Source organism: Paraburkholderia sp. BCC1886 (assembly GCF_900996245.1).
In the GTDB taxonomy this organism is placed as follows: Bacteria; Pseudomonadota; Gammaproteobacteria; order Burkholderiales; family Burkholderiaceae; genus Paraburkholderia.
In genome coordinates this window covers 100,270-115,048 of sequence record NZ_CAAJGK010000039.1, presented here as the reverse complement: position 1 = coordinate 115,048, position 14,779 = coordinate 100,270, and the positions used below count along the sequence as shown (strand labels likewise).

Sequence of the window (14,779 nt, the reverse complement as noted above, 5' to 3'; positions counted from 1 at the left end):
TTCAAATCTGGCTATCCCGGACGCTTCCAATCCGACGGACACTAATGTCTATTTCGCCTGGTGGGGCAACGTGCTGAAGCGCAGCTTCGATGTCTGCGGGGCATCCGTGCTGCTCATTCTGCTCTTTCCGGTTCTGCTCGGCATTGCAACGATCGTGATGAGAGATCGCGGCAATGCCGTGTATGGGCACCCGCGAATCGGCCGCGGCGGACGTACTTTCCGTTGCCTGAAATTCCGCTCGATGGTGACTAACTCGGAAGAGGTTCTGGCCACGTTGCTCGCAACGGACCCGAAAGCGCGCGAAGAATGGGACCGCGATTTCAAGCTCAAGAACGATGTCCGCATCACGCCGGTGGGCCGTATCCTGAGAAAGACGAGTCTCGACGAACTGCCGCAACTCTGGAACGTACTGCGTGGCGATATGAGCCTCGTCGGCCCGCGTCCCGTCGTACAAAAAGAACTCATCAGGTATGGCCGCGACGTGAGCTACTACCTCGCGCTGAAACCGGGCATGACGGGTCTATGGCAGGTGAGCGGCCGCAACGACGTCGATTACCCTACGCGAGTTTCGCTCGACGTGAAGTATGCAATGAACCGCTCGCTCGCCTTCGACATCGTGATCTTATTCAGAACGGTAAAAGTGGTGTTTGCGAAGGACGGCGCCTACTAGAGCGCTCGCACTCGCGGGCAGTGACTGACTGCATATCGCCAGAAGCGCTGGGAGCGCCGGCGATATGTTCCGCTTTTCCTCCGACGTCGACGGGAACATTTCATGAGAGTAGTCCACGTAATCGAATCGACTGCAACAGGCACGCTTGCCGTTGTCAGCACGCTCGCCACGCGTCTTGCGAAGGAAGGTCATGAAGTTCACGTGATCTATTCCGAACGACCGGAAACCCCCAAAGATCTGCGCGCGCTGTTTCACCCCGACGTGGTGCTCGAGCATCTGCAGATGAAAGGGCCCTCGCTCCCGGGCATCGTGTCCGGTCTGCGACGTCGGCTCGTCGAACTGAACCCCGATATCGTCCATATGCACTCGTCGTTCGCAGGATTTCTCGGGCGGGTGTCGACACTGTTTTGCCTGCCGTCGACTGCGTTCCTGTATAGCCCTCATTGCATCTCCTTCGTGCGCCGGGACATCAGCCCGCTGAAGCGCTATATATTCGCCGGACTCGAGTTGCTGGCCTGCTTGAAGAGTTGTACGTACGTGGGCTGTTCCGAGAGCGAGTGCGAGTCGATTCGCCATTACCTTCGACGCGACGCCGTGCTCGTCGAGAATGCCGTCGATCGCGCCGTCGCTCTGCAGACCGACCGTCATGCACCGAAAAGCCCGCTAAGGACGAAGCAGAGAATCGTGACCGTCGGCGGTATTCGCGTGCAAAAGAACCCTCGACTCTTCGCGGAGATCGCACGTTCATTTAATCCCGACGATGTCGAGTTCGTATGGATCGGAGACGGCGATGCAGAGTTCAAGCAAACGCTCGCAGCGTCAAACGTACGCGTGACGGGCTGGCTTACCCGGGCGGAAGTGATCGAAGCCGTCGGCGAGGCGGATATCTACTTGTCCACTGCGTCCTGGGAAGGGATGCCGATCTCGCTGATCGAGGCCATGACGCTCGGTACACCGGTCGTGGCTTCCGACTGCCCGGGCAACACCGATACGATTCGTCACGAATCCACGGGCGTGCTCTACCAAACCGCAGCCGAGGCGACGCTGCTCATACGAAGAATGATGGACGAAGACGGCTTCCGCGAGGGGCTGGCGCGCCGAGCTCAGCAGGAAGCTCGCAGCCGGTTCAGCGAGGACCGCTTCTTCGGCAATTTCCTCTCGCTCTATTGCGCGCAATTGAACGATGTCCGCCAGGGCGTCGTGGCGTGAATTATTGAGTGATCGAACGAAAATACGGCCCGCGCGATGCTTGCGCGGGCCGTATTTTTTAAAGGGTCTTGCGCTACCAGATAACGCAAAACCCTCCATCCTCCTGTTCTAGATCCGCTCCAGATACCGCTGCACGCCCGACGCGGCGATCACATTCGTCCAGCGCAAGTGCAGCAACGCGGAAGGATTGTTCAGCGGCACCGTGTCTTCGTGAAAATTGCAGATACTCGAGAACACGTTCGGGCCGGTCACCTTGCACTGAATGCCGAATGCAGCCGCCGCGTTCAGGTTCGAGGGCGAGTCGTTGCAGATAATCCTTTTCCCCAAGGCCGCATACTCCAGAAGCTTGGTCGGCGTCTGAACGTTATACGGGCGCTTGTACGGTATCGTCGACACGGCGATCTCGCAGTTACGCACCACAGCCAGTGCATCGCGTTGGGACAGACGGCCCGTAAATAGCACTCCGGGTGATTTCAGATAAGCGTCGGAGATCTCTTTCTCGACCGGCCCGATCAGCACGAGCGTGTCCGACTCGCGTTTAGCGGCCAGAAAATCGGCGATGAACCCGACAAAGCCGCGCTCCCGCGTGATTTCTCCCAGGTAGCAGTAGGTGCCGGACGGCAGCGTCTGATTACGGTCCCCATTGGTCGCGAAGATCCAGTCAGGCACGCCCATGGGCAGATAAATCGTGTCCACGCTGTCGTCGAAGCCCATCATCGTGCGCATCGACTCGTTCTGAAAGATTCTCAGGTCGGGCCGTGGGTGAAACCGCTTCTTGATACTGTCTTTCAGCGCACTGTTACGTCCCACGGAGAGCGACCGGTAATCGTGTATGACGAATTTTGCGGGCGGGGTTCGTGGATAGAAACCCATGATGCACCACAGAACATGCTCCTCCGGATCCTCGATTTTCTTGTACTCATCCAGTGTCCCCGAAGCGACCTCGCACCCGTTATCGGAGAAATACTTCGTGTAGGCGTCGATCTCCGGATAATTGGCTTTACCAGGATGAAGAATGAATATTTTCATTTCATTGCCACCGTTCTATTAGTTTTGCGTCCTAGTCCGTTTCCCTTCCGCCACGCTGAATCCCGAGCGCCGTGACATCGCCTGCCCGAGCCGGTCAGGAGAGGCTGAGCTGGATATCCTTGGGAAGAAAAGACGCGACATTCGATCGTTCGATTACGCGGTCCCACATGAGATTTTCGAAATCCGAGCGACGGTTCCCTTTTGCGTCGCGCATCGCGTCTTCGTCGATACCGTCGAAGATGTTCGCCGTGGTGATCACGCTGTTGATGCCCATTTCTTCGCAACATTGAATGTTGGAGGGCGAGTCGTTGCACAGAATCTTTTTACCCAGCGCCGCATATTCCAGAAGCTTGGTCGGCGTTTGATAACAATGCGGACGGTGGTAGGGGAAGTAGCACACGGCCACTTCGGACTCGGCTACGTGTTTGAGCGCATCGCGCTGAGGCAGCGGCCCGGTGAAGATGAGATTGTCGGCCTTGGAAAATCGCTGGTAAATGCGCGGATCGGGCTTGCCTACCAGCAGAAGCGAGATCTGCCGGCTGGAGAACTTTTTGACGAACGCTTCCAGCACCCGATCGAATCCGCGTTCGACGCTCATCTCGCCGATGTAGCAGAAGTTGGCTTTCTTGCTGGCCTGACTATCGTCCTCTTTCACGTCGAAAATCCAGTTGGGAACACCCATCGGAAGAATGACGCTCGGAACGCCCGGGCCAAAGCCCATGATTTCCTGTTGCCGTGTGTTCTGGAAGATCCGCAGATTCGGCTGGGAATTGAAGAACCGTTTGGCGAAGTCCTTCATGGCCGGCAAGCCACCAACGGACAGCGAACGGTAGTCGTGAATCACGAAATCCGATGCGAGACGATTCGGATAAAAGCCCATGATGGCCCAGAGCAGAAAGTGTTCTTTCTGCTCGAGCTGTTTGTATTCGCTCATCGTCCCAATCACCACATCCACGCCGCGCGCCTGAAAATAGTTCTTATAGGCGGTCACTTCCGGATAATTGGCGTTGCCAGGATGCATGATGAAGATCTTACGCATGTTGCCCCTTGGTCGATCCAGAGAGAGGAACAATAAAGCCGCGACTCGTGGAAAGCGTCGCGGGTGATTGCCGCCGTTCAATGGCAGCGTGTCCCCATGCCGGGCCGCTCGCGGCCTGAGCCACCGCGGTTGAGCCAACCGGCATTTTTCGTTTTAATTGCTCTATATTCGCGATGTCCTGAGCGGCGGTCTGTTCGATGCCGCTCGCAGAACGCGACCACTACGCGCGAATCAACGACCGGGGTATCGCGAAGAGGCGCGCCCCGAAGCGCCGGACTTTACCCAGCCGCAAATAGCGCGGCGCCAGCGTGAGACCGGTGAGTTGCGCGGCAAACCAGTGCACCGACGAATCGTCCTCGATGTCGAACGCTTTCAGCCGATACGGGTCGCTCGACTCGTCGTTCCAGCCGACGTCGGTCGTGCGACCGGTCTTGTAGCCGGCGGATTTCAGAATCTCCACCTCGCGAGCGCCGAACATGCCGTACGGGTAGGCGAAATGCTCGCAGGGCTTGCCGACGATCCGCTCGACTTCCACCTTCGAGACGGAGAGTTCTTCGTAGCATTCGTCGTCGTCGCAACGCGTGAGCGTCGGATGAAACCGTGTGTGAGACTGGAAGTCGACGTAAGGACGCATGGCTTCGATCTGGTCGGCTCCAAGCCCACTGGTCGTCGCCTGCCCGTCGAGACTATCCTGGTGGAAACCGCGTGCATCCAGTTCGGCCAGGCGTTCACCGTTTTTCATGCGGATGAGCCTTTGCACGCCCGCGTCTTTCGCGATTGGATGCAAGAACCAGTGCGTGCGTTCGTACGTCACGACGCCGCTGCAGAGATAAATGGTCGGCTGCACGCCGTACTTGATGAAGACGGGAAGCAGGGCGGCATTGCCGATATGGCCGTCGTCGAAGGTGACGGCCACGCGTGGCCGACCGTTGCCGCGCGAATTAGCCTGCGACAGCGGAACGAATTCCACTTTGTCTTTTAAATAACGAAAATGAGCGTCGAGTGTTTCTGGCGAAGGATCGTGATACAACAAAATCGCTACCCGGTCCCGCCATAACAAAGCACGAACCGCCGTTGGAATTCCAGTGAAAAGTAGGGCGCGGGTAAATATATCGCGCATCAATGGTTTCATTTGTATGTCCAATTAACGGCTGGTTAAATACATTGTGCCGTTACGGCCAGGAATGAGAATGTGCGATAGCGAACAGAGGTGGCGACAGCTGTCGGATAGTCTGCGATAACTGCTCGTGCGAATAAATTATTTTCTGTTTTTTATCGCGGTATAAGCTGCGAAAAACAGGGGTTTGCGCGGGGCTGGTCTGACTTAAATCTTTAATCTTTAGACATTAAGAATTAATTAGGCGTCCGCTGCCACGGTGTCGTGCCGGGTTTTGCGGCTGCGTGGTGCACCGTACTGACCGCGCCAGCAAAACCCGTCCAGAATCCGGGCGTCCAGTAAAAAAATAAAATGCGGCAGCGCCTGAGTTGCCTGCACTAATCAAGTTTCCAAACTTTTCGTCTACCGACCCGTGGGGTTTCGATGAACCAGAGCTCTCCGCTTGCGAATGCTTCTGTGCTGCGAAATGAGGATGTCAATCTCTCGCGTTATTTCGACGTACTCATGGCAAACCGTTGGCTCGTCGGTGGCATCGCCGGCAGCGTGTTTGCCCTCGGCGTGGCCTACGCGTTTATCGCGCCGCCGGTGTATCAGGCCGACATTCTCGTCCAGGTCGAGGACAGCATCCCGACCACGACGTCCAGAAGCCCGCTGGGCGATGTCTCCAGTATGTTCGACGTGAAGACGGAACCCACGGCCGAAATGGAGATTCTCCAGTCGCGAATGGTCGTCGGCAAAGCCGTCGACGATCTGAACCTCGACATCAGCGCCAAGCCGAAGCGTTTCCCGCTGATCGGAGACTGGTTGGGCAGGCAGTCCAAACGACTGTCGGACCCGGGTCTGTTCGGTTATGGCGGTTACGCGTGGGGCGGCGAATCGATCAAGGTATCGAATTTCACCGTGCCCGAATGGCTGGAAGGCGAGAAATTCGTGTTGACCGCGTTGGGCGGCGGGCACTACCGGCTCGAACAGGAAGACGTCGACAAGCCGCTCGAAGGCAGTGTCGGTGGAACGGTCACGGCGAAGCAGGGCGACGGCGCGATCACGTTGCAGGTCGAATCCCTCAATGCAAAGCCGGGTACGGAGTTCGTGCTGGTCAGGGAATCGCGTGAAAAGACGGTCGAGAATCTGCAGAACAAACTGAACATTTCGCAGAAGGGCAAGGACAGCGGCATTATCGGCGCGTCGCTGACGGGCGCCGACCGTATGTTGACGGCGAAGACGCTCAACGAGATCGGCAATGCTTATGTCGACCAGAACCTCAAGCGCAAAGCTGCGGAGGCGGAAAAATCGCTGGCATTCCTGAGCGATCTGCTGCCGCAGCTCAAGAGCGAACTCGAACGCGCGGAGGGCCGCTACAACGACATGCGCAACAAGATGGGCGTGTTCAATCTGAGCGAACAAGGTAAGTCGACGCTGGATCAGAGCGTGGCCGCGCAGCGCAGCCTGCTGGAACTCAAGCAGAAGCGTGCGGAACTGAGTGCGATCTATGCACCGGGTCACCCGAGCATTCAGGCGATCGATCAGCAAATCGGCTTGATGAGCGGCAAGATCAGTACCCTGTCGCAACAGGAACAGGCGCTTCCCGATCTGGAGCAGAACGCGCTGCGCCTGACTCGCGACGTGAACGTCGACAACGATCTGTACGTCGGCATGTTGAACAACATGCAACAGCTCAAGCTGGTGCGTGCGGGCAAGGTGGGAACGGTGCGGCTGATCGACGGCACGGTGGTGCCGCGAGACCCGATCAAGCCCAACAAGCTTCTGGTGATTATCTATGCGGCGCTTGGTGGACTGATTCTCGGCCTCGGTGCGGCATTCACTCGCGCGGCGCTGTACCGCGGTGTGACGGATCCGCAGGAAATCGAGGAGCAGACCGGTTTGAACGTCTACGCGACGGTCCCGCTGTCGCAAGCCAAACTCGCGCGCATTGGAAAGACATCGGGCGCGCCCGGCCACGACAAGTTTCTGCTGGCTAGCGAATTTCCGCGCGACCCGTCTATCGAAAGTCTGCGCCGGCTTAGAACCGCACTGCATTTCGCGATGCTCGAATCGGAATCGGGCGACAACCGGGTGATGCTGACCGGTCCGACCGACCAGGTGGGCAAATCGTTTCTTTCCGCGAATCTGGCGGCGGTGGTCTCGGCAGCGGGCAAGCGCGTGCTGCTGATCGACGCGGACTTCCGCAAGGGTCATCTCGAACAGTACTTCGGCGTGAGTTCGAAGCCGGGTCTCGCCGATTACCTGACCTCGGACGCGGACGCCGAATCGGTCATCATGCACGACGTGGTGCCGGGTCTCGACTTCGTTCCGCGTGGCGGCATGCCTGCGAACCCCGCCGAGCTTCTGCTGAGCGAACGCATGCAGCAGTTTCTCGCCACGACCAGCAAGTACGACATCGTGCTGATCGACACGCCGCCGGTACTCGCCGTCGCCGACGCGACCGCGCTTGCTCACAGTTGCGGCACCGTGTTGCTGGTGACGCGTTTCGAAACGACGTCGATTGCCGAAGTGGTCGAAGCAACCAAGCAGCTGAAGCAGGCGAATGCGCGGGTAAAGGGTGTGATCTTCAACGGGATCGACACGGATGTTTATCGTTATAGCCTGGGCTCGCGTGCCGGTCTGTACCGGAACGCCTCGTATCTCGAGGCGCTGCCGGCTGGCGGAGAAGCGCCGAAAGGCTAAGCCTGTCTGGCGACGAGGACCGACGTCGCGCCGACTACGATGACATTCCACCTGGCTTTCGACGTAAATAAATTGTGAATATCAAACATTCGTTCGTCAGTATCGCCGGGGTCGTACTCAGCCAGGCGCTCAACTTCGTTTCGATACTTCTCATTGGGAAGTATTGCGGGCCGACGGATCTTGGCTACTTCAGCCAGTTGATGGCGGGCGGGCTGTTCATCGGCTCCGTGATCGGCTTGCGGCTGGAGGTAGCCTGCATGGCCGCAGACAAAGCGACGGCGGTCCGCGCCATGACCAGCTCGAGCACGGTTGCCATTCTGCTTGGCGTGGCGCTGGTGGTGGCGACGACCGTTGCCGGCCACCCGGAGTACATCCCGGTGATTGGATTGGCATTCGGTGTATTCCTTCAGCAGGCGCTGTGCGCGGCGCTGACCACGGAAAGAAAATATACGAAGATCGCAACGATCCGGTTCTTTCCGAACGCGGCGTTCGCGGGGTATTTCGTGGGCCTGATGGCCGTGTCGAAAGGCGAGTGCACCGGCACCAGCGTGTTCAATATCTACAGCTGGATATTCCTGGTGTCCACGTTCGTACCGGCCGCCATCTATCTGTTCTCTGCCCGGCGCATGATTCCCGCCGCCGTCATGAAGTTTTCCGCGTTGCAGATTCAGTACGCCAAGTACGGCGTGCCGACCACCACGCTCAATTCGTTCGTGATCTACGCGTCGGCGATCCTGATGCCGATGATCTTCGACCATCGCGACGCCGGTATCTTCGCCCTCGCCTATCGCGTCGGTTACTTTCCTGCCTCGTTGTTATCGCAAAGCCTGGGCGCTGTGTTCCGTCGCGATCTGATCGATTATTTCGACGGCGAGAAAAAAGGTGGCGTGAATCCGTCGAGACAGTTCTTCACGACCTTGACGTTTATTAGCGTCGCGCTCGTCGCAGCGTGTTACGCGGGCTTGAGCCTGATCATTCACGTGAAGATGGGTGAACAGTGGGAATCGTCGATGTCGGTGTATCTGCTGTTCATTCCGTATTTCATCACGATGGCTATTTATGGCTCGATGGCGCAGGTCTTCATCGTCGTGAACCGTCAGAAGATCGATTTGATGATCCAGACGGCCAACGCGATGTTGATCTTCGTGATCTTCGCCACGGCGCATTTCTTCGGCGTCGGATTCATCCAGACACTTTTGCTGCTCAGTGCGAGCGGGACGATCGTGGCGTGCGTGGGTACTTATCAGGCGCTCAGGATCGGTAGAGGGGCAGACGCCTATCCGGATCGGCAACCCGGATTCGGCACGCCGTGATCTCGTACAGGGACCTAACATGCGTATCGTGAAAATACCCGGCATTATCGGCAAGAGTGCGAGCCCCGGCGTGTCGGCCGCGGTCTGGTTCCTCCTGTTCGTCATGCTCTACGTGGTGTCGGCGACGCACGACTCGTCGCTGCCGGCGCGATTCCTGTTCGACGAGGCGGTGATCTTCGAGCGCATGAAGACGGCGGTGTCGTTCAAGGCATTCGGCGACTCGTTCGACAATCTCGCCTACATCTTCAATTTCTTCGGGCTTGAGAACTTCTCGATCTCGCTGCTGGGATTTGCCGTGTCGACTTCCGGCATGCTCTTTGCCATCTGGCGCTCGCATGTCAGCTCGCTCAGACCCACCGAGTTCTTTCTGGTTGCGTTCTGGCTAGTCAATCAAACGGTGTATATCGGCGTACCGTCGAAAGAACTCATCATTTCCGTGGTGGTGCTGCTGCTTCTGTTCTATAGCTCGTCGCGGGCAATATTGGCGCTGTTCGTTTTTCTGGCCACGTTGGTCGCGATCTATTTCAGGTCGTATTGGGGGATCACGATGATCGCGACCGTGGTCCTCTACCTCGCGCCGAACGGCGTCAGAAAACCCATTGCACTGATTCTCTTCGCACTCGCGATGTTCGTCATCGTCGCTGTTGCGTTTCAGAAAGCGTATGGAGAGTCACTCGACTTCGCGAGACAGAATGCCAACGAATGGCGGGATCCGAATGAAGTGGGGTCGATTATCGTCCAGTTCATTCCCGGCAGCGGCATGTTCGTCGGTATCGCGAACGTTGCGATTACGCTGGCGACTTTTGTTCTGCCGTTACGCCTGATGACGTCGGGTTCGCCACTGCAAACGCTTGGCGGCGTCGGCGTGTTTTTTACTTTTGCGATCGTGTTCATCCGCTATCGTGCGGCGGCTTCGCTCTTCCCGGTGGGCCGGTTCGAGAAACTGTGCTTCTGTTTTCTCGTCAGTTTCATCTCGACCCAGGCCATTTTCGAACCGGACTATGGCTCGTTCCTCAGGCATCTTTCGCCGGTGTCGCCGATGATCATGTTCCTCGTTCTGCGGCTGCAATCGCTGCGCAAAGGCCCGGACGTGGTGACGAATCGGGCCATGACCTCTATTTCCGCACGGGCCTGACAGAGCGTCCGGCGCCCGATGAACCGGGCGCCGTGCTCAACGGGCGCCGTGCTTAGCGGGCGCCGTGCTCAGATCAAAGGAAGCCGTTCGGATTCGTCGACTGCCAGCGCCAGTGATCCTGGCACATCCGCTCGATGCCGTACTCCGCCTGCCAGCCCAGCAGCCTTGCGGCCGCCGCGGGCTCGGCGAAGCACGAAGCCACGTCGCCCGGCCGCCGTGCGACGATTTCATACGGCACGGGTTTGCTCGACGCTTTCTCGAACGAGCGCACCACGTCGAGCACGCTATAGCCCTGGCCCGTACCCAGATTCACCACGAAGCTGGCGTCGTTCTTCACCAGCGCGTCCAGCGCGGCAAGATGGCCGCGCGCCAGATCGACTACGTGAATATAGTCGCGCACGCCCGTGCCGTCCGGCGTGTCGTAATCGCCGCCGAACACGCGCAGTTTGGCCAGCTTGCCGACCGCCACCTGCGCCACGTATGGCATCAGGTTGTTGGGGACGCCGGCCGGATCTTCACCGATCAGCCCGCTCTCGTGCGCGCCCACCGGATTGAAATAACGCAGCGTGGCAATACGCCACGACGGGTCCGCGATTTCCAGATCGCGCAGCACCTGTTCGGCGATCAGTTTCGACTGGCCGTACGGGTTGGTAGCCGACAGCGGGAACGATTCGTCGATCGGCGAGCTTTTCGGCACGCCATAAACGGTTGCGGACGAACTGAACACGAACTGCCTGATGTTGCGATCGCGCATGACGCCAAGCACGGCCAGCAAACTACCGACGTTATTGCTGTAGTACTCGATCGGCTTGCTCACCGATTCGCCCACCGCCTTCAGTGCGGCGAAATGAATCGCGCCGGTAATGGGGTGCGCGTCGAAAATGCGATTCAGTTCGCCGACATCGCGTGCGTCGGCCTCGTAAAAGCTCACCGCTCGGCCCGTAATCTGCTCGACGCGACGCAGCGACTCGCGGTTGCTGTTCACGAGATTGTCGATTACCACGACGTCGTAACCGCCGTTCAGCAACTCGACGCAGGTGTGCGAGCCAATGAACCCCGCGCCGCCTGTTACCAGAATCGTGCCCTTCGTGGTCATGCTGTTGCTCCGTTAAAGTAAGACGCCTGTCATTTTTTGCACCAGGTCCTGATACGTTTCGACGACGACGCGTTCGTCGAACTCCGCCGCGACTTTCTGCCGGCCGCGTTCCGCCATGGCGCGTCGCTCTGCGCTGCTCATGTCGAGCATGCGCGCGAGACTCGCCGCGAGACTTTCTGCATTGCGCACTTCGCATAACCAGCCATTGACGCCGTCCGTCACCACCTCGCGGCAGCCCGGCACGTCGGTCGTGACGATCGGGCGGCCCATTGCGGAGGCTTCCATCAGCGTGCGCGGCACGCCTTCGCGATACGAGGGCAGCACGACGCAATCCGCTTCGGTGACGAAGGGCCGCACGTCGTGCGCTTCCCCGAGGTATTCGACGACGCCTTCCTGTTCCCACGCTGCGACTTCCGCGCGAGTGATCGCGCTCGGATTGTCGACGCCGACCGGGCCGAGCAGCTGGAAGCGGGCTTGCGGATAGCGCTCGCGCAAACGCCGCGCCGCTTCCACGTATTCGCCGACGCCTTTGTCCCACAGCAGCCGGCCGATCAGAATGAATTTGAATTCCGCACGCTCGGGCAACGGCGTAAAAGCGAACTGATCGAGATCGACGCCTTCGCCATGCAGGAGCCGCGCACGCTCAGGATGCACTAACAAATTCTGCTCGACAAATGCTGTCTGGTCGTCGCGATTCAAAAACCATATTTCGCGCGGGAAACGGAACGCGAAACGGTACAGCTTTTTAGCGACCTGAGCGGCCCGGCTCTGCTGGATGAAAACATAGCCGAGTCCGGTGGTGACCGCGACCGATTGCACGCCGGCGAGTTTCGCCGCGATCGAGCCGTAGATATTCGGCTTGATGGTGTAGTGAAACACGACGTGCGGGCGGATCGAGCGGTACAGGCGATACAGCGAGAGCAGCGTGCGCAGATCGTCCCGCGGATTGGTGCCTTTGGAGGCGACCGGCAATTCGATGCAGCGGCAACCCATCGCAATCAGCAGGTCGAAGGTGCGGTCGCGCGGCGCGAGCACCGTCACGTCCACGCCCCGTCCCACCAGCATGCGGATCAGCCCTTGCCGATAGGTGTAAATGGCCCACGCGGTATTGCATACGAGCGTGATGCGCAGCGCGGGCGTCGACTTCAGGGCAGGGTTCAGGCTGGACATCGGCGATCTTGTATAAGGCGATGAAGGGAAAAGATAACGACCGGCCGCTCAGCGATTCGTGCGGGGCGTGAGCACCCGGCGCTTGAACCGCTGCAACGCGCGGTACGGCGTGACCAGATGCAGCAGGCTTTTCGCGAGACCGAGCCAATCGTACAGGTTGAATGCGTCGAAATAGCGTAATTGCAGCCGCAATGTCGAACTGACTTGCGCACGCCGCTTCGTCGCGCTAATGCCGCCTTCGTTCAGTTCGTAATACAGGCCGAGCACGGGCAGGTTCGCGCAGTCGTAGCGTTCCATCAGACGCAGGAACAGATCGAGGTCTTCGGCGGAACGATACGCTGCACGATAGTTGCCGGCCGCGCGCACGGCGTCGATGCGCAACATCATCGACGGATGCGCGAGGCATGAGCGGAAGAAGCGCTGACGGCGAATCGCCGCGGGCTCGGTCGGCGGCGTCAGCATGAAAAGCGGCGTGCCGTCGCGGCTGACGACTTGCGTCCACATGCCGAGTCCCGCCACGCGCGGATGCGTTTCCATGAACGCGCGCTGTTGCGCCAGCCGGTCCGGCACGCTGCGGTCGCCCGCGTCGATGCGGGCGGCATAACGGAACCCCCGTTGCGCCAACGCGTCGATACCGCTTTGCAACGCGCGCTCGATCCCGCCGTTGTGCGGCATGCGCAGCACGTCGATTTGCAGGTTGGGCAGCGCCGGCGCGACGATCGGCGGCGTGCTGCCGTCGTCGACGATCAACACGTGCACGCGCGCGCGCTCGTCGAACGACGCGAGCGTGGCATCGACGTCTGCCTGGCCGTTGTACGCGGGAAGCAGCACGGCGACGTCGTCGAGCGGGACGGCCGCGGCGGGCGCATTAGCGGGGGAGGTCGTCATGAACGCAGCTTGAAGCGGATGTAGAAGAGATTGACCGAGGCGGCCGCCAGATAGCCGGCCGCGAGACCCACGAGCGCGCCATATGCACCCAGGCGCGCAATGGCCAGCAGATTGACGACGAACGCGACCGCCAGCGCCAGCAGCCATTTGGCCAGCAACACGAATTTGGCCTGGTATTTGAGCACGATCAGATTGCCGATTGCCTCGATGCCGGCGGGCACGGAAAGCCATACCGCCCAGCGGAAAATGTCGATGGCGCCTTCGAAGTCCGGGCCGAACACGCGACGGATGATCACACCGGCCAGCAGGTCCAGCACGATTGCACCGCTCACCATCAGCACGGCGGTCATCGCGGTGAGCCGCCACATGTTGCGACGCAGACGGGCCGCTTCCTGTACGCGATAAACGAAGGCCGGCGCGATGGTTTGCGCGAGCATCAACGCGAGCGTGATCCAGTTTTCGTTCAGTTGCTGTGCGGCGGAATAGCGGCCGAGATCGGCGAACGTGATGGCGCGCTCCAGCATCAGCCGGTCGAGTTTCAGGAACAGATACATGCAGATCAGGCCGAGCCAGAACACGGTGCCGGCGCTCGCGAAATGGCGGAACAGCGAGCGGTCGAACTGCCAGCCGAGCCTGCCGCCATGCCGACGCATGTAGTAGATCAGCAGCACCGCGCCGATCGCCGCGGATTCGAGTCCCCATAGCCAGCCGAAGCGCGCTGGCGTAGCGGCGGCACGCACCAGCACAAAGACGAAGGCCGCCTTCAACACCGCGGTGCTCATGCTGGTGAGCAATTGCGGCCTGCTGTAGGTCATGCTCTGCAGCCACGCGTTGATTACGCCGACGAACGGCTCGCGAAACAGCATGGTGACGGCAAGACCGGCCAGCATGGCGCCGACCATCGGCTCGAAAAAGTGCAGGGCGATGCCGAGCCACGTGAGCAACAGGGCTGCGACCGACACCGAAAAGCGCAGCGTGAACGCGCTGCCGAGCACGGTGCCCAGTTGCGCGGGCGGCCGGTTGACGATGGTGGGCACCAGAATCTCCGCACCGCATACCCAGGTGATGGGCGAAAGCACGAGCAGCAGCGTATTCGCGTACTGCCATTTGCCGAACACGTCCGCTCCGAAGTAACGCGCCAGCATGCCGCTAATCAGAATTGCCACGCCAATCTGCGTGAGTCGTTCGAGTCCGAGCCAGACGATGTTGGAAAACGCGCGCGTGACGTCGGGATTGGCGAAGCGCTTGAGCGTCAGCATCCGGCTTCCGTTTGCCGAAGCCACGCCGATGCGGCCACATCGCGCATGAGCGGGGTGTGCGGCAACGCACGGTGCGCGAGCGCCCACCTGGCCGAGAGTCTCGGCAACATTGCAAAGGGAGGGCGTCTAGGCATTAGAATGGTGTCGATAAGGCAGGTCCGAAAGGCGC

Annotated in this window: 11 protein-coding genes and 1 pseudogene; 5 read left to right on the top strand and 7 right to left on the bottom strand. The window is 59.6% G+C overall.

Annotated elements, in window-relative coordinates; all coding sequences use genetic code 11:
- Positions 1–70: 70 nt before the first annotated feature.
- Together FQ746_RS08715 and FQ746_RS08710 are read left to right on the top strand one after the other, a co-directional pair.
- A pseudogene (locus tag FQ746_RS08715) lies at positions 71–670 on the top strand (sugar transferase); the annotation flags it as partial.
- A 102-nt stretch (positions 671–772) separates the two neighbouring features.
- Positions 773–1,879 carry a glycosyltransferase gene (locus FQ746_RS08710; protein ID WP_144108534.1) on the top strand — a complete coding sequence of 369 codons (1,107 nt, stop codon included), beginning with the start codon at positions 773–775 and terminating at the stop codon, positions 1,877–1,879.
- A gap of 108 nt (positions 1,880–1,987) precedes the next feature.
- Here FQ746_RS08710 and FQ746_RS08705 read toward each other — a convergent pair whose 3' ends face one another.
- From FQ746_RS08705 to FQ746_RS08695, 3 genes are all read right to left on the bottom strand, one after another.
- Entirely contained in the window at positions 1,988–2,908 is a 921-nt protein-coding gene (locus FQ746_RS08705; RefSeq protein ID WP_144108533.1) for a glycosyltransferase, read from the bottom strand.
- A 94-nt stretch (positions 2,909–3,002) separates the two neighbouring features.
- Positions 3,003–3,947 carry a glycosyltransferase gene (locus tag FQ746_RS08700; RefSeq protein WP_144108615.1) on the bottom strand — a complete coding sequence of 315 codons (945 nt, stop codon included), beginning with the start codon at positions 3,945–3,947 and terminating at the stop codon, positions 3,003–3,005.
- Positions 3,948–4,167: 220 nt separating this feature from the next.
- Positions 4,168–5,079 carry a polysaccharide deacetylase family protein gene (locus FQ746_RS08695; protein ID WP_144108532.1) on the bottom strand — a complete coding sequence of 304 codons (912 nt, stop codon included), beginning with the start codon at positions 5,077–5,079 and terminating at the stop codon, positions 4,168–4,170.
- A gap of 408 nt (positions 5,080–5,487) precedes the next feature.
- On the opposite strand from FQ746_RS08695, the gene FQ746_RS08690 reads away from it, so the two are divergent.
- From FQ746_RS08690 to FQ746_RS08680, 3 genes are all read left to right on the top strand, one after another.
- Positions 5,488–7,749 (top strand): polysaccharide biosynthesis tyrosine autokinase, encoded by a 2,262-nt coding sequence (locus FQ746_RS08690; RefSeq protein ID WP_144108531.1) that lies wholly within the window; start codon positions 5,488–5,490, stop codon positions 7,747–7,749.
- A 74-nt stretch (positions 7,750–7,823) separates the two neighbouring features.
- Entirely contained in the window at positions 7,824–9,062 is a 1,239-nt protein-coding gene (locus FQ746_RS08685) for a lipopolysaccharide biosynthesis protein (protein ID WP_144108530.1), read from the top strand.
- Between the two features lie 19 nt (positions 9,063–9,081).
- Complete coding sequence (locus FQ746_RS08680; RefSeq protein ID WP_260853944.1) at positions 9,082–10,197, top strand: hypothetical protein; 1,116 nt, start codon at positions 9,082–9,084, stop codon at positions 10,195–10,197.
- A gap of 73 nt (positions 10,198–10,270) precedes the next feature.
- Here FQ746_RS08680 and galE read toward each other — a convergent pair whose 3' ends face one another.
- Genes galE through FQ746_RS08660 form a run of 4 tightly spaced genes read right to left on the bottom strand, consistent with a single transcriptional unit; the run spans position 10,271 to position 14,610 of the window.
- A complete protein-coding gene (galE, locus tag FQ746_RS08675) occupies positions 10,271–11,293 on the bottom strand; it encodes a UDP-glucose 4-epimerase GalE (protein WP_144108529.1) in 1,023 nt (340 codons plus the stop codon).
- A gap of 12 nt (positions 11,294–11,305) precedes the next feature.
- A complete protein-coding gene (locus FQ746_RS08670; RefSeq protein ID WP_409932385.1) occupies positions 11,306–12,463 on the bottom strand; it encodes a glycosyltransferase family 4 protein in 1,158 nt (385 codons plus the stop codon).
- Positions 12,464–12,511: 48 nt separating this feature from the next.
- Positions 12,512–13,351, bottom strand: a complete 840-nt coding sequence (locus tag FQ746_RS08665; RefSeq protein WP_144108528.1) for a glycosyltransferase — start codon at positions 13,349–13,351, stop codon at positions 12,512–12,514.
- Positions 13,348–14,610: an oligosaccharide flippase family protein gene (locus FQ746_RS08660; RefSeq protein WP_144108527.1), complete on the bottom strand. Its 1,263-nt coding sequence runs from the start codon at positions 14,608–14,610 to the stop codon at positions 13,348–13,350. The genes FQ746_RS08665 and FQ746_RS08660 overlap by 4 nt, the downstream gene beginning before the upstream one ends.
- Positions 14,611–14,779 lie beyond the last annotated feature (169 nt).

Bases quoted from the DNA above. Each gene is read 5' to 3' on its own strand.
- FQ746_RS08690 (WP_144108531.1), top strand. From the start codon at position 5,488: ATGAACCAGAGCTCTCCGCTTGCGAATGCTTCTGTGCTGCGAAATGAG.
- FQ746_RS08700 (WP_144108615.1), bottom strand. From the start codon at position 3,947: ATGCGTAAGATCTTCATCATGCATCCTGGCAACGCCAATTATCCGGAA.
- FQ746_RS08695 (WP_144108532.1), bottom strand. From the start codon at position 5,079: ATGAAACCATTGATGCGCGATATATTTACCCGCGCCCTACTTTTCACT.
- FQ746_RS08660 (WP_144108527.1), bottom strand. From the start codon at position 14,610: ATGCTGACGCTCAAGCGCTTCGCCAATCCCGACGTCACGCGCGCGTTT.
- FQ746_RS08705 (WP_144108533.1), bottom strand. From the start codon at position 2,908: ATGAAAATATTCATTCTTCATCCTGGTAAAGCCAATTATCCGGAGATC.
- FQ746_RS08670 (WP_409932385.1), bottom strand. From the start codon at position 12,463: ATGTCCAGCCTGAACCCTGCCCTGAAGTCGACGCCCGCGCTGCGCATC.
- galE (WP_144108529.1), bottom strand. From the start codon at position 11,293: ATGACCACGAAGGGCACGATTCTGGTAACAGGCGGCGCGGGGTTCATT.
- FQ746_RS08680 (WP_260853944.1), top strand. From the start codon at position 9,082: ATGCGTATCGTGAAAATACCCGGCATTATCGGCAAGAGTGCGAGCCCC.
- FQ746_RS08710 (WP_144108534.1), top strand. From the start codon at position 773: ATGAGAGTAGTCCACGTAATCGAATCGACTGCAACAGGCACGCTTGCC.
- FQ746_RS08665 (WP_144108528.1), bottom strand. From the start codon at position 13,351: ATGACGACCTCCCCCGCTAATGCGCCCGCCGCGGCCGTCCCGCTCGAC.